The following is a 16126-nucleotide window of genomic DNA, read 5'->3' on the forward strand; positions in this document are numbered from 1 at the left end:
CCTCAATAAGCTCGTAGATTGCGGTTGATGTCTTTCAGAATCTCGGCGTTCGTTTTGTCGACTGTCGCCTGCACAGTCTTGCCGCCGAGCGTAATGTTGAGGTTGACGGACTCACGGATACGCTGGTCATTGACCGCATACTGGCCGATGATGCCAGCCCGTGAACGAGCCTCGTCAGCGAAGCTTGTGCCCCGTTGACGGGCAAGCTCAGCGAGCTGCTCGCGGCTAGAAAGAGCTACGCCGCCAAAGCTGCCCTGGAACGCAGGCTTTGCGCCGAACCTGGTCTGATAGGTCTCGCGTGCTTTGAGCTGGGTCTCGGCTTGGATGCGCATGAGCTTGACCTGAGCTTCAAGGACTTTGTCCGATGAGGCCTCGGAATAATCGAGCAGAGCTTTGCCGCCAGCGAGGACGCCGGTCGCGACGAGTCCGAGCAAGCCGAATTTGGAGATGAGTGAGACGACCAATGTGCGGACGCCGATCAGTGCGCCAGCCAGGCCACCTGCACTGGCGGCGGTTCCAGCAGCGCCGGTTACGGCAGCAGCTCCACCGACAGCGGATGCTGCGCCACCGATGCCGAGTAGACGTCCGACGAGACCCGAAGCGAGCGTGGCAGCCGTTCCGATACCGGTGATGGCAAGTGCGATCCTCGCGAAGATACCCACCAAAGCGATGGTCGTGGCATCACCGCCGAATAGGCCGACGATTTTTTGGAATGCGGAATGCACGACTCCGAAGGCGTCCTTCACGACCGTCAGCGCATCTTTGACCTTGGTGGCGAACTCAGAGACCGCCGTCGACCAGTCGTTCAGGAAGCCAAATCGCTGGGCTTCACCGCCGGACAGAACCGCCCACACGTCAACGGCCAAGTCTCTGACGAATTTTAGGCCGTCGCGGACGGTATTCAGCCACTCCCAGTCGCTGTCATCGCCGTTCCAGACCTTGCGAACTTGCTCCGGGATAGCCGTGATCGCAGACCAAATCCATTTCAGCTGGACCATTGCCGTGTCCAAGAATGGAAACGATTTGGCTTTGCCGCCGAAAGCGACGCGGAACGCGTCAGCGATGAATTTGACGGTCGTAACGACGCTATCGCGCAAAAGGTTCAGCCATTCCCAGTCTGAGTCCTTGCCGCTGAAAATCTTCCCGAGCTGGTCTCGGAGCTTCCCTGCGAGTTCGGCGGCATATAAAAGCGTCGGCGCAATGGTGTTTAGCCATCCGTTACGGAAGCCGCTGGACTGGCCGTGGAAAAGATCGATGATATCGAGGAATAGGTTGCGGGTCTCGACGAAGGCCGCCTTCATTGTATCGGCGATCCACTTGCGGTTCGTCGCCAACCATTCGGTCAGCTGCTTCTGGCTCTCGATCAGGAGCGGCGTGATGCCACGATCAAGTTCCAGCCGTACGCCCTGAAGCGCGAGCTTTGTCTGAAGAACGCTATCCTTGTAGTCGGAACCCCGTTTAGCGTCGGCAGCCGTCACAGTCCCGCCGAGACGGTCAATTTCGCGACGGTATTCTTCGATGCCCTGGCGACCCGATTCCAGCACGGTTACCATCTTCGCGCCCGCATCTTCGCCAAAAAGCTGCATCGAGATGCGGAGCTTGAGAGCCGGGTCCTGGACTTGGCGGAATGCCTCGCTGAGCGCGGTCAGACCTTCAACGCCGCCCTTAATTGCTTGGTCAAAGTCGAGGCCATAATCCTGCAATGAGAACAGCGCTTGTCCTTGCTGACCGAGTCCCTGGATCAATTGAAGGCGAGCGGTCTCAAGCTCTTTAAACTGTTGAACAAGGCGAACGCGCCCAGCGTCATCGCCAGGAGCGGCGGCTATGATCTGCTTCCGGATGAATGCTTGCTGGTCTGCAATGCCTGCAAACGAGCCCCCTGCCGCCTCCTGGTTTCCGGACATTGCATTTGCGATAGCCCCCGGCGTTCTACCGGCGGCCAGGACCTGTGCGAAATTCCAAGATTTCGTTTTAGCGTAGGCGGTGTCGGCAGCATCGATCTGCTGACGAATGGCTTTAAATTCGTTTCCGATGTCCGATAGAGACTGCAGGACTTCGTCAGGCTCGACGCCTTGCTTTTCGAACCCGTAGCGAAGAGCCGACAGGTCCTCGGCAGAGATACCAAGCCGTCGACTGTCTTTTGATATCTGATTGGTCAGCTCCGTGATGCCCCGAGTGCTCTCCAGCGCAGCGGCAGCAATAGCTTTGATTTTCAGGGATGCGAGGACAGCGCCAGCGGCAATGCCCTTGAATGCGAGGGTTGCGGCTTGCTGAAGCTTCTTGAACGAAAATGCACCGATCTGTTTCAGGCCCGCGATGATCGGCGCAAAGTAGCGAGCTGCACTAGCCCGCATAGCCTGGAGGTTCGCACGAAAACCGCCAGCAAGGGAACGCAGGCTGGCAAGCGCATTCTGTGTGCCGCTCAGCGTAAATCGCGTTCCGATGGTTCTGGTTACGTTGCCTGCTGCCATTATCGATCACTCACAAAATCAGTTTCTCAGCTTCTTCATCTCCAAAGGCCCCGGCTATAGCCGCCGTCACCGCCCGGAAAAGGTCCTCCCGACCCCGGCTACGAACGTCGTCCAGTGCCTCCAACCTCATCCCCAATTCGCCCGGAGTCAGGTCCCAACCAATCTGTCCGGTAAGGGACCGGTACAGCTGGTAGCTGCGGAACAGCTCGGCGAGCCCACCGAAATTCGGTATCACGCGGCCTTTGACGAGATCGTTTTCACTTGGCGATTTGCCTTGGTAGCGAGCTTCTTCTTTGCCTGACCGCCCCTGCGGATTCCCATTTTCTCGAACTCGATAAGAAGCCCGGTAAAAAAATCCTGGGGCGACTTACCTCCGAAGGTCGCGGTCAAGCTGGCGTTCAGAAGACCAAGGAGAACATCGTTTCGAGCAGCCTGCAGGTCTTTTTCAAAAGCTTCGTCATCGCCCTTGCCGAGGCAGATCGCTGCATAAGCAGCTCCTGCGTCATCTCCGATATCGATCAGGATATCGATGACGGTACGGCTGTTGAAACTGGAGATCAGGTCCTCTGCCTGCTTGTCGCTGCCGAAAACCACGTCGGCGATGTTGTGCACGAGAGCACGAGCTTTCGGAAAACGCTTGATCAGCTTGAATAGATCGAAGGCGTTCGCGCCCCGGATTTTGACCTTCTTTCCGGCGACCTCGAAGAATTCCTCCGGCGGCATGATGGCTGCCAAGAAATCGTCTGGCGACAGGAAAGCGGCATTGTCAGTTTGCTCTAGTTTGGTTTCAGTCATTCATTTTCTCCCTAAACTCATGGTGGAGACGGCCCCTGTGCGGAGCCGCCGTTGTTTGAATTAGACGGTAGCAACGGGACGGACGTAGCCGTAGCCAGCCCCTCCAGTGTTGTAGACGGTGCCCGTAAGCGAGGCGGTGTTCAGCGCGGTCGCATCCTTGAGGCCCAAATCACCTTGAGGGCGGAATTCGACGTCGTGGAAGATGTAGTCGACAGCGTCGCCCGGCAGACCGCCGTCAACAACGCCGAGCACCTGGAGTTCGCCACGGATGCCAGACGTCCGCATCATGTCGTATTCGACGATCTTGTCGGCCTCGGTGACCGCCGCGAGAGCGTAGGTAACTTTCGCATCGGCACCAGCATCCTCGGGGATCGCAGTGAATTCGAGGAAGCCACGGCTGCGCTGGTAGATATAGTTGCCGTTTCCAAAACCCGTCACGTCTTCCAGATAGGCGACCGGGTCGGATGGTGCACCGTCGGTGACCGATGTGACCGTTGGCTTGATGCCTGGGATTTGGATGACGTCACCAACCGCAACGTCCTCAACGAGCAATACAGCCGATGCGACAGCCGATTGGGTTTTGTAGCCCTTTACCGCCAGGAACATTGCTTCGTAGATCGTCTGCGTCCACATCTGGATATCGGCAATGTTGACTGTCGCGTCGGTTTTGACGACCCAGTTGCCAATCTTCTGCGACGTGCCGGATTCGTCACTCCGGCTCTCTACTTCCTCCAGTGTCGGAGTGACGGTGACCGCGCCGACTGGACCGATCTTGATGAACTTGTTGGTGCCTTTCGGCTTGAAAACCACGATGCCGCCCATGATACGCTGGCCGGTTGTGAGTTGCTTTATTGGCGAAGTTGCCATTTTGTTCTCCTAAAAATTATGGGTTGATGTTCCGGCTAGGATCGGTGTCCAAGGTGGAGACGGTGAAGGTGATCGGCATCACGACAGACATGAGCAGCGTGTCTTCGGTCAGAGGCTCAAGCTCAGGCGCAGAGGTCGCTCCGACTTTCCAACCCCAGTGCTTTCCGAAGCCGAGGTCGCCAGGCCTCACGAGGGCCTTTTCGAGTCGGAGGCACATGGCATCCACGCGATCCTCGACATCTTCAAAGGCGGTACGCTCGGATACTTTAAGGGACACTGTGATGTCGCGCTCGACGATGGGGGCTGTCGGATCGGCCGATGGCCTGGGGATATCGGTCACAGCGATCAGGACTAACGGAAAATTATCTGACTGAAACGACCGCACGATCCGGCTGGCATAGTGCACATTCAGGTCACCAACAGCCGCCGCCAGGTGCGCCTTAACGCCCTTACGGACCTGCGTGCGAATGTGCTCAGCTGCTGCCATCTATCGGACCGATCAAACTAACGTTGATCCAACCATGACTGTCCGGGCTGCAAGATTCGATGATGAAGGTTTTGCCGTTGACGGTAATTTTATCTCGGCCGTCATTCCTAAAAAGCTGACCCGTGCGGGTGGGGTCGATTGCCAGGACATCGGACACCTGAAATGTCGCCTTTGCCGTCGCGTCGGACATACGGATACCGTCGGCGGAGATGTCTTCCCAATTCGATATGAACTGGCAATCCAGGTAGTTTGGCTGGGTCTGTCCCTCCCGGAGCCATAAGGCACCGCCCTCCTCCCGAAAGACCCGGAAGAGCGCTTTGCTGCTGTGTGCGAAGAGCTTCGAAACCATCGTATTTCCTGGATTTCTGGTCCGCTTATGGAAGCTAACCTCAGCTAGGTTCCAATCTCTGGCATGATAGTTGACGGCGGAAAGTAGGGAGCCTTTCCGCCGTCGGAAACGCAGGCCCGCTTAGGACTGCGTAACTTTCACGATGGCTTCGAGGCGCGAGCACCAGGAAACCGGGTTAGTCTGAGCTTCGAATTCGACGCCCTTGCCGTGCTTCAGCGGCTCAGCCGACACATATTCCGGCAGCCCAGGCTTGCCGAGGTCGAACATCGAGGTGCCAGGTCCGAAGCGCGTTTCGAACATGCCTTCATCGACCAGCGGCACAATGTACATGTCGTCGTCGCCGATCAGCGTCAGGCCGCCGACGGTGGCGCGATTGTATTTGACGACCTGGATATCGGACGCGATCTGGAACCCGTTGACGCCCAGGTCGTCACGAAGATGCGAACCGTCGTTGTAGCGCTCGAAGGCCTTCTCGAACTTGGGGTGGTCGGTGATCGTAGCGAAGCGGTTCTTACCGCAGACGGCGACGTAGCCACGGGCAGAGAGATCGCCGAGCTGGGCTTCGGACTCGTCGCGAGCGCTGATTAGAGCAGACCTAATGTTTGTGTTCGAAGAAGCGAAATTGATCGCCTTCGTGGTCTGAACGAGTGGAGCGCCGTCCTTGCCTGTAAACGTGTTGTACCAGTTGCGGTTCACGACAATCTGGCCATCGCGATTGACGCCGATCACTATGCCGGTGATCGCCCCCATGCGACCGATTTCCCAGATCAGGCGATTGGCACGGCTGAGGCGAACGAGGAATTTATCGCGCTCCGTCTCGACGGTTTCTTCGAGTTCCTGGCCGACGGCACGAATGCCTTCGAACTGAACAGCAAGAAGGGTCTCGCGGACCGGGTGATGGGGAATGATGATGGGCGTAGCGTTGCGTTCGTCACGGTCGAGCACGATGCCGTCGGCACCACGTGGGGCTTCTGGGATGACAGCCAGCTTGCCTTCGTTACGCTCGATGATCAGGGTCTTCTGAGCAACGCCCTCCGAGTTCCACTTAAACCACTTCGAGGCTAGCTCGGGGACGTATGGCTGTTTGTTGACGAAGCCGGTAACTACGGCCGTTTCCCACAGCTCTTGGCCGGGCGAAAAGACATTTGCGATATCGAAACTCATTGCGTGTTTCTCCTACTATTGTTCATGTTTTGTTCGATTAACGAACAACGATGTGCTGGAAATTAAGGTGCTTGAAGACGTCTTCCTCGCCAGCGACGGCGGGCGACTGTGTAATGACTAGGTTCTTGCCCCAAACTTCCGTGTCTTTAACGAGAGCGATGGCTGGACCTGGCACCGATCTGTTGACAAGGACTGCGAGTTCCAAATCGCCGAGTTCCGCGCCCGTCATTTGCACGTCGGTGAGCGGCTCGTATAAGGTGCCGTGTTTGACGACGACGGTGTTGGCTTCGTAGACCGTAAACGGCGCGACGAAGATTGCCGCATCACGTGTGGCGTCGGCAGCACGCAGTGTGATGGTGTCGTATGAAATCCTACCGTTGCCCTCCGAGAGGATTGCTAGGCCATTTGCCGGGCCTTTGTAGATGGTTGCCATTTCTGGAATCTCCTGTTTGACCACGATCACCGTGGTCTGATTGTTAATTGCTGCGAGCGCCACCAGCGTTAGAGCGACCGTTGATATTGTCGTAGACAGATCGGTGGCTGATTTTCGTGTCGACATCGCGCTGTCCTTTGGTGATGGCCGTTACGTCCTGGGTCTGAGCCGGGATGGCGGAGCGGGCGAAATACGCCGTGCGCAGACCAGCGCGGATTGTCTTGGCGGAAGAACGAAGCTTCACGCCGTCATCAACGATCTTCGAAAGGCCGAGCGAACGAGCCAGAGCGCGAACCTCCTCGATCTCTTTCTTCTCTTCGTCGGTGTCTTTGGCGTCGTCGTCGGCAGACGCAGCTGGGGCGTCGTCCGTCTTTTCAGGCTCATCGCCTTCGGCACGCTTGGCGCGGATGGCCTTGGCGCGGGCTACGACTTCCTCCGAAGCGCCCTCGTCCGAGGCGTCGACGACAGCTTGGGCGGCAGCCGCAGCGGCCATCTCCGCATCCTCGGCCTTGGTGACCAGTTCTTCGAGTTCCATGGATTTCTCCTCATTGTTTTGGGGTTCGGCCGAACGCTTCTGGCGCTGATCGGCACTGAATTTTGTTCGGATGCTTGCGTACGGATCGGCACCAATTGCGACGAGACTGGCCTCTTGAAGGGTCCAGCGCTTTGCGATGGCGAGCAGTCTCTGCCCTGGCCGCTCGACGTATTCGTATTCCTGTACGGAATACCCGGCAGACACCTGACCGTACATTCCGCGACGGATGTCGGCGGCCATGTATTTGCGGACAGATGAGAGTGTCGCCCGGGCTACGATAGACTGGCCCTCGGCGCGGACATCCTCGACTAGGCCGAGAATTTTATCGATACTGGAGTGGGCATCGTGGCTGTCGAGCAGCGGCATTCGAGGCGTGCGGCTATAATCCAGGCCAGCGGCCTCAAGGACCTCGTCGGCTTCGACGCACTCCATCCATCCGAACTCGTCGGGCGGGGAATTGGGTTTTGGCACCCATGTGACGACTGGGGTTTCCGTCGTCACGATGATCTCGAAAGTGCCTTCAGCCTCGTCCACGGATGTCGGAGCCCCGGCAAAAGCGCGGTGCTGTAAGTCCGACGACCTGAGTCTGAGCTGTGCGTTTGGCATTCACTATCTCGAAAATAACTGTCGAGATCAGTCTGCGCATCGGCGGCTGCAAGATTCGATGATGGCCGCCGATAAAAAATTCTCATGAAAAAAGCCGGGCTGCTAACCCGGCTTGGACTTCAGTAGGGTCGCGGTTCAACCGGCGGGATGGGCCAGACACCCATCGCCGTATATTTTTTCCTGAAGTGGCGCTTACGGCACTGCCGCTCAATGACTCTTGCAAGCCGTTGAAATTCCCTTGGCCAACCAATTCTTGAGCACCGGTAGAACTTAACGAGGTTCGCAGACGTAATATTTTCGGGAATGATTTTCACTTCTAATTTCCGGGTTTCGATGACTAAGCGTGACTCGCAAAATTGGTTGACGCAACCCCTAAAATGGAGGTTCCCTCAACTAACCCCATTGTAATTGTTGACATTTCTAGTAAGGGGCGGAATTGAATGGATTATTCCTCCGCCCCCCGACCTGTGTTTTTTTCGGTGGCGGCCATTGCCTGCTGCTTTTCCGTCCATCCCTCGAAGACGGTGTAGAAGAGGCCCATTGCCTTTGACCGATCAAAGCTTTCCTTGTTCTGCAGATCGATCTCTAACGAGTTCAGACCCATTTCTGCCGTCGCCTGCTGATGGCTGAGAATACCAGCTTTAACGGCTTCAACGAGAGCCTCGATTTCCTGGACAGGATGAACGTGACCACGAGGCGGCGGCATCCATTCTGGATACATGAAGTCATTGATTGTCTTCCCGGCTGGGACTTTCCAGGCACCTGACATAACAGCGGCGGCTTAGGAACCTGCGCCAGACTTTGCCGAAGCATTGGACGATCAAGTGGTAGATGACGCTGTCCAAGAACTTGCCGACCTGCAGCATCATCGCGCGATATCCACGGTCGGTCAGGTTCTTGAAATCTAACGTTAGAAGTTCGTAGCAGAGGCCAAGGCAGACAGCGACTTCGCTGATGATCGTCCGGTTGAAGCCATCCCAGTTGCTGTCAGTTGCGGGCATCTGAGCAAATTCGGCCTTGTAACCTTCTGGAACTTCAACGGCCGACCCGATCTCAGGATTTACGAAGTCCAGCTCTTCGTCACTGTTGCCAGCGAAACCGCCCTCCTCGTTCAACGGCCTGGTGTAGAACGTGGTGATTTTAGACTGGATCGCCTTTTTGGCGACTTCGCCGACATGATACTCTTCGAGGAATTCGAGCTTGTTCAGCGCTGCGGCACCCCACGGGATACCCCTCTCAGACGTCGGCCGCTCCGGCAAGAACAGGTGGCAAACGTCAGCGGCATCAATCGGCACCGGCTGGAAAGCATTGATGACACCGCGCCAGTCAGCCGGGTGACGAGGATACAACCAATAGCGGGTAATACGCTCGATGGCGTTTCGCTCGACGCCGTCCAGGGTGTAATTGCCGTTCGGCTCCTGCCGCGTCCAGCCCAGTGGTAGATGGTCTGCTTCCATGATCTGAAGCTGCAGCGGTACGCCCGATTGCATATCGCCGTCGATGCGATCTCGCATGCGGAATAGGACTTCGCCGTCCGTGGCGAGGGCTTCAACCGCATGCCACTGCAGGCCGTAGAATGAAAAATGACCCCGAGCATCGGCCTCGTTGACCCATTTGTCCCAGACCTTCTCCAGGTCATTGTCGACGATAATCGGACGGATGCCGTAGCCAACACAGTTGTTAGCGATCTGCCGGATCGCTTGCTTGAAAAAAGCGTGGTTGGCCTTGGCATACCGGCTGCGAGCGCGGATGACAGCAATCTCGGCGTTGTGGGAGTTGGGTCCCACGTCCATCGGGATGCGCAGCCGAGGGTTCTGGGTGGCAGCCTGATAATAAGTCCGGCCGTTCGATCTGAAAAAATCGAGAACGGTCTTAACGGCGCTGCGGATGCTGCCACGGCGCGGCGATCTCAGCGTTTGGGTTTGCGTGGTGACGACCTGAGTAGCGACCGGAGCCGCTGCTGTTGACGATGCCAGAGCAGCCTTGTTCAGTGTAATGGTTTTACGCTCGGCCATTAAAACGTCCCTCCGGAGATACGCTGATGGATCACGCGAGGGCCGGTCCTGTCGGCGGGTTTACCGTCAGCTTCGTCGAGCCGGGCATAGAGAGATCGCAGGATGCGGAAGCCGTTTTCGGGAGAGCTAAACTGGATTGAGCCCTGATCTTGCGTTGACGACGACTGGACGCCGTTCGCGAGGCTAGTCTCAAGGAAATCGATAGTCTCCGCGATACGCGCACGCGACCAGTTTCTGAAAAGCTTCATCCGCACCTCCCGCCGCTAGCGGATGATCCCGCCACGCCGACGCTTCCTTGTCTGCTCGCCCCCAGCTTGAGCAGCCGCCATCGGCTGCACTGGTGCATGGTTCACTTTTCGTTCTTTCAACGGATGCGATCCTTCGACCTTCACCGTTCGGAACACATGCTGCTCGATCTGTGGGAACTCATCCGGGGCTTCCTTGGCCATGACCGATTGGTCCGCGCCGTCGTATTCCCACATCAGTTCGTCCGTCTCTTCATCGACAGCGATATCCGGTACTCCGAGCTTCTTGGCTGCAAGATTCAAGTCGCGCCATTGTGGGCGTTTCCGGCATAGGCCCTCGTATGCCGCGTAAGCGTAGGCGATGGTGACCCACTCCTCCTCGGAACGGCGACCTTTCTTTGGTTCCCAGTGATATCCGCCGTTCTTCTGCTTGACCTGGTGCTCGCTGGTCACCTTCTCGAAGTAGTCGTCTGGTACCGATGATGGGAAGATTGGAGCATGCGATCCGGACAGCACGAGCTTCTCAGCGGCCCTGTCACGGGCCGCCTGAGTATCGACGGTGTAGAAATACAGCTTCCGCTTCTTCCTGACGGCGGTTCCGATATCCTTCGGCCATAGCGATGGCAGCCTTGTACCTTCTGCCGGGCTCGCCCCACGAATGGCAAACATCGCGTTCTTCGGCGGGAAGGACGCTGCAAAAATCATGGTTTGGTCGCCATGGTGGCCACCCATGTCCATAGCCCCGGCTTGCACGAACCACTTCGATCCGTCGCGTTTGTGGTAAGGCCGGTCGACATAGTGCCGGTAGATCGCGTCGGCTGTCTCTTCTCCGACCTCGCCGGGGATGATCTTGTGTAGGATCAGGCGCGGTTCCTTCCGGCGGTTCAGACCGACGACGGAGATTTCACGAGACGCCAATTTGAAGACGGCATCCCCCTCTTTGTTCGTCTGGTCGTCGCCACCGAGCAACAGAACAACGACATCATCCGGGACTTCGGCGGGATAGGATCGCGTCTTGTCAGCCAAGCGCTCGCCGACAAACGATCTGGAATCGAACTCGTCCCAAGGCTCGGCCATGTTGAACATGACAAATTCCTTGAGCTTTTCGACATCGCCCTGGGCGTTCAGCCACTTCTGCGCCAGGACCTTCCAGGTGGCACCCGGCGACATCGACAGCCAGGAAGGGACGTGGAGACCTACGTTGCCAGGGACCTTCGCAACGGTCGTAGCCTTGAAGATACCGGCATCGATCATCTCTTCTTTGTCGATCTCTTCGATGCGACAAACCTGTTCCTTGGTCGATGAGATGCAACGGTAATATCCAGCAGACACACGACCATTGTCATCAAGGTCCCACGCAAAGCCGTTCACGGTCTTGTCAGAACCCCAAATAAGCTCCTGTTCTGCCTGGCAGTGCGGACATTTGACGTAGAGTTTACTCTGGTCACTGGTCAGCCACTGTTGCCAGATAACCGAGATGTGGCGGACACCGGGTGTCGATCCGACGATGAGCTTAGAACCCACAAGGTCAACGCCACGGTTGCGGAGCTGTTCAAGCTTGTTACCTGCGGAATCCTTCTTCGGCTGCCAGCCGGAGCGATCCACTTCATCAGCCATCATCAGCCAGGCCGTGAAGGACTGGAGATCGTCCTCATTGAAGGCTGCGCGGAAGTAGGCGATGGCACTGTTGATAAAGCGCTGCTCGTTCCAAGTGTCCTGTGAAACCCCGCGTTCCAGCTCGCGAGTGATCTTGGACAGCTCCGGCACCGACTGATACATGTCGGCGATCTCGTCCTTGTAGAACCGCTTGACGTCACGCTGGGTCGGGAAGACAACGGCTACGCGCTTAGCCATGTAGGCAACGACATAGGCAAAAATGATCTTTAGGGTCTTGGAGTAGCCAATCTGTACGCCTTTGAGAATCGTGATCTGTCGGACGGCGGTCGATGTGACCAGTCGCATCATCTCTCGCTGATAGACTGATGGCCTGAATGGGCCGGGACGCGACGTCTCTGAGGCCGACAGGGCAATGTTGACATAGGCCCAATCGACCGGATCAACGAAGACCGGTATCTGTAGAAACTCATTCTTGAGTTCTTCAACGCTTGCCCTCAACTCATCAAAGCCGATGGAAAAGTCATAGGCGTCGAGCGCGGCGCGGGCTTCTTCCCGATTCTGGACAAGGTCTAAAGGCACCCTTAGACCCCCTTGCTGGCGGTCTTGTCCTGGATTTTCTGCACATCCGCATCCGCACGGAGGGTCAGGAGAGAAGACGCGATCTGTTCGGTGATCTCGCGCTTGACCTTTTCAGCGGTCTTATCTTCGAACTTGGCTGATACGGCTTCAGCTACGGCCATCAATCGAACCCGCAATTCGGAATAATCCCGCTTGAGCAGCGCGAGTATGTCGTGAATTCGAGCGACGACGCCGATGGTTTCCGCCATCTCGGCCTCGGTCGTGTACATCTTCGCAGCCTTTGTGCGCTTCTCGATGACGTCGAGGGAAGGCAGGATGTCGAGCCCATCACCCATCTTGGCGCTCACGTTTTTGGCGGCCCGCTCTTCCAGCCACCGTACGCACTCAGCGATGTCCAAGACCCATTGCAAGCCCCGATCCCGATCAGCCTTCTCAACGAACGGCATGTCCTGGTCGAGATATTTCATGATCGTATTGCGGTCACGGTTGATGAGTGTCGCCAGCTGTTTGAGGGAGACGTGTCGCTGCTTTGCCATCTCGCGTCTTGTCAGTGCGGGTGATGAATCGGAATCGAGGGGTGCTGAGAATTCCTCAGCTTCATCGACAGAATTCAGCAGTGGGTCTCTCTTGCGCGGGGCTTTGGCCATCGTGAAATGCTTCCGTACTCTCTGGAAACATTGGGGCTTTGCGGGCTGCAAGATTCAAGGCGCGGTAGCTTTCCGCGCGAGGTGCTGATGCTGACTTGATTTTTCAAATGTCCGATCCGGAGACAAGATGCGGCCTCCAATCCACCGCATGGCAGGGAAATGGCCAGGGGCCCCGTCGGCTAAAAATCGAGCGAACGCGGCGTCTGAAGGATTGGAGCAGGAGCCACTTGCCATGTGCTTGTCGTGGGCTTGGTTGGGCCGCCTTCGACCTTTTCGCTGACAAGGTATCGTTGCCAGTCATCTTCAAACCAACACTCAAGACGGTCTACACCATCGACCGGGATGACCATGCCCTGTGGCGTCACCAAATGATCCACGCGGCTCAATCCAGCGCTTCGATAGCTGAAAACCACCTTCCACCCGTCGCGAGCCGGAAATGAAACAAGCGACCACTGAAATCGACCATCATCGATGTACTCAGGAGCTGGCGAGCTATTGACGATATCGAGGAGGTAGAGGTCTGTGTAGATCATGCCTTCACCTCAATCGTAAGGCTAACCTGCTCGTCGCTGCCCTCCAACTCCTCATGACTGACGACAACCATCTCACGCACATCGAGCGGATGCGGCTGATCATCCTGCCTGAACCGCAGCGTATCGGCGAACACCAAGTATTCCTGCTTATGGTGGGTCGCGGTCCACACGCCGCCGCGCACGCGGACAAAGCGGTCTGTCAATGATCCCTTGCCGAGCAGTACAACGGGCTCATAGTTGTTACGATAGTCTGTCATGCGTTCACCTATCTCTCTATACCGGCCCAGGTGAGCAACCGCTGACGGCTCTCCGTGCCATTGTCGTCCCAGCTACCGACGTGTCTGCCAGCAGGCGAAATGATATTGCTAAGGTAATCGGGCTCGCCAGCATTGTAGAAGACCTCTACCTTCCAACCGTCCTTGGCATCGAACAACTGATCCCCTGACATCTCTTGATCGAAATCTGGGCAGTCGCAGGAATTGACGATGTCGAGCAAGAATTCGTCTGAATATCGACTCATGCCGCCACCTCAGGCTTTTCCATGCGCCGGATGTCGTACATGATATTGGTGATGATCTGCTCGATTTGACTTGTCTTCATGTTCGCGGTCCTTAGAAGTTCACGCCGTGAAAAGTAATCAGCATCATTGTCGGCGTTGAACGCGATGGCCTCAACTCCCGCCTGAAACTGCACTCTACCAATCTCTCGAATTGCGTTTACAGCGGCTATGGCAGCGGCTTGAAATGGGATATCGGAGGCATGGACGCCTTCTCGCGCTAGTCGACGCTCAATAAATGACCGAGCGTCGTCAAATGTGGCTTCAAACCTAATGTATTGCGCGTCGGCCTCTGCATCAGTCATCCCGCGTCTCCCTAACGCGTTTCGATGCAGTAATGATTGGCTCACAAACTGTCGGCCGCAAGGACTATTCGAGGGATCGCAGGAAAGCAGCCTCGTCTAGCTCGTGCGCCTGTTTACCCAGCTCGTTGTCCGCACTGACATCAAACGAATCCGGTTCGCCATCCATCCTGTAACGCATCGTATCGGCAAACACTAAGTAGCCATCTTTTACGCCATTCGTGTAGGCAAGGTGAATGTCCAAGAACCGTACCTTTACGAACCGGTCGCTCAGATCGCCTTTCCCAACGATCTCCACCATGCCGTAGTCGTTATAGAGTTCGGTCATTCCTTCACCTCAACATCACGGCCTTGCAGTCCTGGTAACTCAATCCTGCAGAGCATCCCGCGCAGAGGCTTCGGACAGCAGGTTTGTGGCACCGCATTTGTGGCAGTCACAAACGACATTCTTGTTGTCCTGCCCATAAAAATAGATTTGCGCGGACTTTTGGCTAATGCCTTTGATGATCTCGGCTCCGCACTGGCCGCAGACGATCACGTCATCGGTCGGTGCTTCTACTGTAAAGTTGGACGAATGTTTTACGTCTGTCTCAGGGTTGAACGTAACGGCTTTCGCTTTGTATTTCATATACATCTCCAAGTTTTAGAATGTCGAGATTTTTACTCTGAAAAGTTGATGTCGTCGAGAAAAAGTTGGAAACGGCTCAAACCGTAACCGGGTGGTAAGGCGGCTTTTCGCTCACAAGGGAACTCTAACCTTTTACGGCTAGAAGTTGCCAAACAACCGGAGAAACACGGATGCGACGCATCGCTTTAGCAGCCACCATCATTGCCACTTTGATCTCGTCAGAGGCCTCGGCCGCCTGGTTTGCTCGGCTCGATAGCGCGGGGAAGCTGGTGGTCACAGGTGTTGCCACCAATCCCGACGCGACCAGCACCGCCATTTATCTGACTTGCAATGGCAACCGTCTCGATATCGAGGTTCTGACCGTGATGAACGCTAAACCGGACGAGCTGACCTACTTCAAAGGAACCAAGATGCTCTTGGGCTACAAGATCAAGGGTGACCAAAAGGAATTGGGTGTCGATGCCGAACCTGTCGTCTCAGCAGGCGGGGCGCTTTCCATCAGAGCCGATCTGACGCCAGAGCAATCGGGGGCGATAGCGGACTCAATCGGTCGAGGTTATCGTCTCGATGTAGCCGTAGTCCATCCGGAGCTGGGCGACGATAAGGGATTTAAAGCAGTTATGTCAGAGGGCTTTACGACGGCGACGCTCGCGTTGGCTGAGCACTGCCCTGGGCTCGGCCTTTAGCTGCGCCGATCAGATTGCGAGCTGTAGCGATGGAAAAGCCAACAAAGACCTTCGGGATGGACGAGCCCATCCACCTATACCGGAAACTCTTATATGACATCGAACGCCTCCGTGTCGAAGAGGCCAGTCGGGCCGCACAATACGCTGCGTTCGACTGTGCGGTCGATGCTTTCCATCTTATCGACTGGGTCCTCCACGCCGTCGATGATGAAGCCCACCAGCGCCTGACGGGCAAGGGGCGCGGCAAGCATGGCGTAATTCCAGGCTTCATTACGACGAATGCCATCCGACTGCCTGACCTGGAACTGTGTCGCCAGATCGCCAACTCGGTCAAACATGTCGTCATGACATTCGGCCCGAAAATGGACAACATGTCGACGGGCTCGACCGTGAGATTCGAACCGCCCTTTGTGGCCTATCAACCATTCCCACCCGGTTTCAGGATGTTCGCTTGGGCGTATATCGAGCTTGACGGCACCAAGTATGCCGTCATCGAACTGTTCGAGCGCATGGTGCGGGAGTGGGAGGTATTTTTACGGCAAGAAGGCCTGTTTGTTGAGGAGTCGCCGGATTGGGAACCGGATGACGAGGAGCTTGAAGACGAAGCTTGA

At 56.5% G+C, this 16126-nt stretch carries 21 protein-coding genes; 2 read left to right on the plus strand and 19 right to left on the minus strand.

Features of this window, described 5'->3' with window-relative positions:
- Positions 1–2 precede the first annotated feature (2 nt).
- From ACSQ3J_RS05355 to ACSQ3J_RS05445, 19 genes are all read right to left on the minus strand, one after another.
- Positions 3–2471: a hypothetical protein gene (locus tag ACSQ3J_RS05355; protein ID WP_436038828.1), complete on the minus strand. Its 2469-nt coding sequence runs from the start codon at positions 2469–2471 to the stop codon at positions 3–5.
- A 231-nt stretch (positions 2472–2702) separates the two neighbouring features.
- Positions 2703–3266 carry a hypothetical protein gene (locus tag ACSQ3J_RS05360; protein ID WP_436038829.1) on the minus strand — a complete coding sequence of 188 codons (564 nt, stop codon included), beginning with the start codon at positions 3264–3266 and terminating at the stop codon, positions 2703–2705.
- Between the two features lie 60 nt (positions 3267–3326).
- Complete coding sequence (locus ACSQ3J_RS05365; RefSeq protein ID WP_436038830.1) at positions 3327–4133, minus strand: hypothetical protein; 807 nt, start codon at positions 4131–4133, stop codon at positions 3327–3329.
- Positions 4134–4149: 16 nt separating this feature from the next.
- Positions 4150–4620: a hypothetical protein gene (locus ACSQ3J_RS05370; protein ID WP_436038831.1), complete on the minus strand. Its 471-nt coding sequence runs from the start codon at positions 4618–4620 to the stop codon at positions 4150–4152.
- Positions 4607–4969 carry a head-tail joining protein gene (locus ACSQ3J_RS05375; protein WP_436038832.1) on the minus strand — a complete coding sequence of 121 codons (363 nt, stop codon included), beginning with the start codon at positions 4967–4969 and terminating at the stop codon, positions 4607–4609. The genes ACSQ3J_RS05370 and ACSQ3J_RS05375 overlap by 14 nt, the downstream gene beginning before the upstream one ends.
- A gap of 120 nt (positions 4970–5089) precedes the next feature.
- On the minus strand, positions 5090–6133 hold the full coding sequence (locus tag ACSQ3J_RS05380; protein ID WP_436038833.1) for a major capsid protein: 1044 nt from the start codon (positions 6131–6133) through the stop codon (positions 5090–5092).
- A gap of 37 nt (positions 6134–6170) precedes the next feature.
- Entirely contained in the window at positions 6171–6692 is a 522-nt protein-coding gene (locus tag ACSQ3J_RS05385) for a hypothetical protein (protein WP_436038835.1), read from the minus strand.
- Positions 6610–7707, minus strand: a complete 1098-nt coding sequence (locus ACSQ3J_RS05390; RefSeq protein ID WP_436038836.1) for a hypothetical protein — start codon at positions 7705–7707, stop codon at positions 6610–6612. The genes ACSQ3J_RS05385 and ACSQ3J_RS05390 overlap by 83 nt, the downstream gene beginning before the upstream one ends.
- 445 nt (positions 7708–8152) lie before the next feature.
- The gene (locus tag ACSQ3J_RS05395; RefSeq protein ID WP_436038837.1) at positions 8153–8476 is read right to left on the minus strand and encodes a hypothetical protein; all 324 of its coding nucleotides are present in this window, start codon (positions 8474–8476) and stop codon (positions 8153–8155) included.
- The gene (locus ACSQ3J_RS05400; RefSeq protein WP_436038838.1) at positions 8433–9722 is read right to left on the minus strand and encodes a phage portal protein; all 1290 of its coding nucleotides are present in this window, start codon (positions 9720–9722) and stop codon (positions 8433–8435) included. The genes ACSQ3J_RS05395 and ACSQ3J_RS05400 overlap by 44 nt, the downstream gene beginning before the upstream one ends.
- Positions 9722–9970 carry a hypothetical protein gene (locus ACSQ3J_RS05405; protein WP_436038839.1) on the minus strand — a complete coding sequence of 83 codons (249 nt, stop codon included), beginning with the start codon at positions 9968–9970 and terminating at the stop codon, positions 9722–9724. The genes ACSQ3J_RS05400 and ACSQ3J_RS05405 overlap by 1 nt, the downstream gene beginning before the upstream one ends.
- A 15-nt stretch (positions 9971–9985) precedes the next feature.
- Positions 9986–12163, minus strand: coding sequence for a terminase gpA endonuclease subunit (locus ACSQ3J_RS05410; protein WP_436038840.1), 2178 nt, complete (start codon positions 12161–12163; stop codon positions 9986–9988).
- 2 nt (positions 12164–12165) lie between these two features.
- Positions 12166–12810 carry a hypothetical protein gene (locus ACSQ3J_RS05415; RefSeq protein ID WP_436038841.1) on the minus strand — a complete coding sequence of 215 codons (645 nt, stop codon included), beginning with the start codon at positions 12808–12810 and terminating at the stop codon, positions 12166–12168.
- A gap of 179 nt (positions 12811–12989) precedes the next feature.
- The gene (locus ACSQ3J_RS05420) at positions 12990–13343 is read right to left on the minus strand and encodes a hypothetical protein (protein ID WP_436038842.1); all 354 of its coding nucleotides are present in this window, start codon (positions 13341–13343) and stop codon (positions 12990–12992) included.
- Complete coding sequence (locus tag ACSQ3J_RS05425; protein WP_436038843.1) at positions 13340–13600, minus strand: hypothetical protein; 261 nt, start codon at positions 13598–13600, stop codon at positions 13340–13342. Before ACSQ3J_RS05425 ends, ACSQ3J_RS05420 begins: the two co-directional genes overlap by 4 nt.
- A gap of 8 nt (positions 13601–13608) precedes the next feature.
- Positions 13609–13863, minus strand: coding sequence for a hypothetical protein (locus ACSQ3J_RS05430; protein WP_436038844.1), 255 nt, complete (start codon positions 13861–13863; stop codon positions 13609–13611).
- Positions 13860–14204 (minus strand): hypothetical protein, encoded by a 345-nt coding sequence (locus ACSQ3J_RS05435; protein ID WP_436038845.1) that lies wholly within the window; start codon positions 14202–14204, stop codon positions 13860–13862. The genes ACSQ3J_RS05430 and ACSQ3J_RS05435 overlap by 4 nt, the downstream gene beginning before the upstream one ends.
- Before the next feature lie 64 nt (positions 14205–14268).
- Positions 14269–14529: a hypothetical protein gene (locus tag ACSQ3J_RS05440; RefSeq protein WP_436038846.1), complete on the minus strand. Its 261-nt coding sequence runs from the start codon at positions 14527–14529 to the stop codon at positions 14269–14271.
- Positions 14530–14568: 39 nt separating this feature from the next.
- Entirely contained in the window at positions 14569–14829 is a 261-nt protein-coding gene (locus ACSQ3J_RS05445) for a hypothetical protein (RefSeq protein ID WP_436038847.1), read from the minus strand.
- Between the two features lie 170 nt (positions 14830–14999).
- Between ACSQ3J_RS05445 and ACSQ3J_RS05450 the strand changes: the two genes are divergently transcribed.
- Together ACSQ3J_RS05450 and ACSQ3J_RS05455 are read left to right on the plus strand one after the other, a co-directional pair.
- Entirely contained in the window at positions 15000–15515 is a 516-nt protein-coding gene (locus ACSQ3J_RS05450; protein WP_436038848.1) for a hypothetical protein, read from the plus strand.
- Positions 15516–15544: 29 nt separating this feature from the next.
- Positions 15545–16126 carry a hypothetical protein gene (locus ACSQ3J_RS05455; RefSeq protein WP_436038849.1) on the plus strand — a complete coding sequence of 194 codons (582 nt, stop codon included), beginning with the start codon at positions 15545–15547 and terminating at the stop codon, positions 16124–16126.

This window comes from Rhizobium sp. LjRoot98, from assembly GCF_964252935.1.
In the GTDB taxonomy this organism is placed as follows: domain Bacteria; phylum Pseudomonadota; class Alphaproteobacteria; order Rhizobiales; family Rhizobiaceae; genus Pararhizobium.

Excerpts from the sequence above, each read along its gene's own strand:
- ACSQ3J_RS05370 (WP_436038831.1), bottom strand. The coding sequence starts at position 4,620 with ATGGCAGCAGCTGAGCACATTCGCACGCAGGTCCGTAAGGGCGTTAAG.
- ACSQ3J_RS05445 (WP_436038847.1), bottom strand. The coding sequence starts at position 14,829 with ATGAAATACAAAGCGAAAGCCGTTACGTTCAACCCTGAGACAGACGTA.
- ACSQ3J_RS05425 (WP_436038843.1), bottom strand. The coding sequence starts at position 13,600 with ATGACAGACTATCGTAACAACTATGAGCCCGTTGTACTGCTCGGCAAG.
- ACSQ3J_RS05440 (WP_436038846.1), bottom strand. The coding sequence starts at position 14,529 with ATGACCGAACTCTATAACGACTACGGCATGGTGGAGATCGTTGGGAAA.
- ACSQ3J_RS05380 (WP_436038833.1), bottom strand. The coding sequence starts at position 6,133 with ATGAGTTTCGATATCGCAAATGTCTTTTCGCCCGGCCAAGAGCTGTGG.
- ACSQ3J_RS05455 (WP_436038849.1), top strand. The coding sequence starts at position 15,545 with ATGGAAAAGCCAACAAAGACCTTCGGGATGGACGAGCCCATCCACCTA.
- ACSQ3J_RS05430 (WP_436038844.1), bottom strand. The coding sequence starts at position 13,863 with ATGAGTCGATATTCAGACGAATTCTTGCTCGACATCGTCAATTCCTGC.
- ACSQ3J_RS05415 (WP_436038841.1), bottom strand. The coding sequence starts at position 12,810 with ATGGCCAAAGCCCCGCGCAAGAGAGACCCACTGCTGAATTCTGTCGAT.
- ACSQ3J_RS05375 (WP_436038832.1), bottom strand. The coding sequence starts at position 4,969 with ATGGTTTCGAAGCTCTTCGCACACAGCAGCAAAGCGCTCTTCCGGGTC.
- ACSQ3J_RS05360 (WP_436038829.1), bottom strand. The coding sequence starts at position 3,266 with ATGACTGAAACCAAACTAGAGCAAACTGACAATGCCGCTTTCCTGTCG.
- ACSQ3J_RS05450 (WP_436038848.1), top strand. The coding sequence starts at position 15,000 with ATGCGACGCATCGCTTTAGCAGCCACCATCATTGCCACTTTGATCTCG.
- ACSQ3J_RS05385 (WP_436038835.1), bottom strand. The coding sequence starts at position 6,692 with ATGTCGACACGAAAATCAGCCACCGATCTGTCTACGACAATATCAACG.
- ACSQ3J_RS05390 (WP_436038836.1), bottom strand. The coding sequence starts at position 7,707 with ATGCCAAACGCACAGCTCAGACTCAGGTCGTCGGACTTACAGCACCGC.
- ACSQ3J_RS05400 (WP_436038838.1), bottom strand. The coding sequence starts at position 9,722 with ATGGCCGAGCGTAAAACCATTACACTGAACAAGGCTGCTCTGGCATCG.
- ACSQ3J_RS05355 (WP_436038828.1), bottom strand. The coding sequence starts at position 2,471 with ATGGCAGCAGGCAACGTAACCAGAACCATCGGAACGCGATTTACGCTG.
- ACSQ3J_RS05365 (WP_436038830.1), bottom strand. The coding sequence starts at position 4,133 with ATGGCAACTTCGCCAATAAAGCAACTCACAACCGGCCAGCGTATCATG.
- ACSQ3J_RS05395 (WP_436038837.1), bottom strand. The coding sequence starts at position 8,476 with ATGTCAGGTGCCTGGAAAGTCCCAGCCGGGAAGACAATCAATGACTTC.
- ACSQ3J_RS05405 (WP_436038839.1), bottom strand. The coding sequence starts at position 9,970 with ATGAAGCTTTTCAGAAACTGGTCGCGTGCGCGTATCGCGGAGACTATC.
- ACSQ3J_RS05435 (WP_436038845.1), bottom strand. The coding sequence starts at position 14,204 with ATGACTGATGCAGAGGCCGACGCGCAATACATTAGGTTTGAAGCCACA.
- ACSQ3J_RS05420 (WP_436038842.1), bottom strand. The coding sequence starts at position 13,343 with ATGATCTACACAGACCTCTACCTCCTCGATATCGTCAATAGCTCGCCA.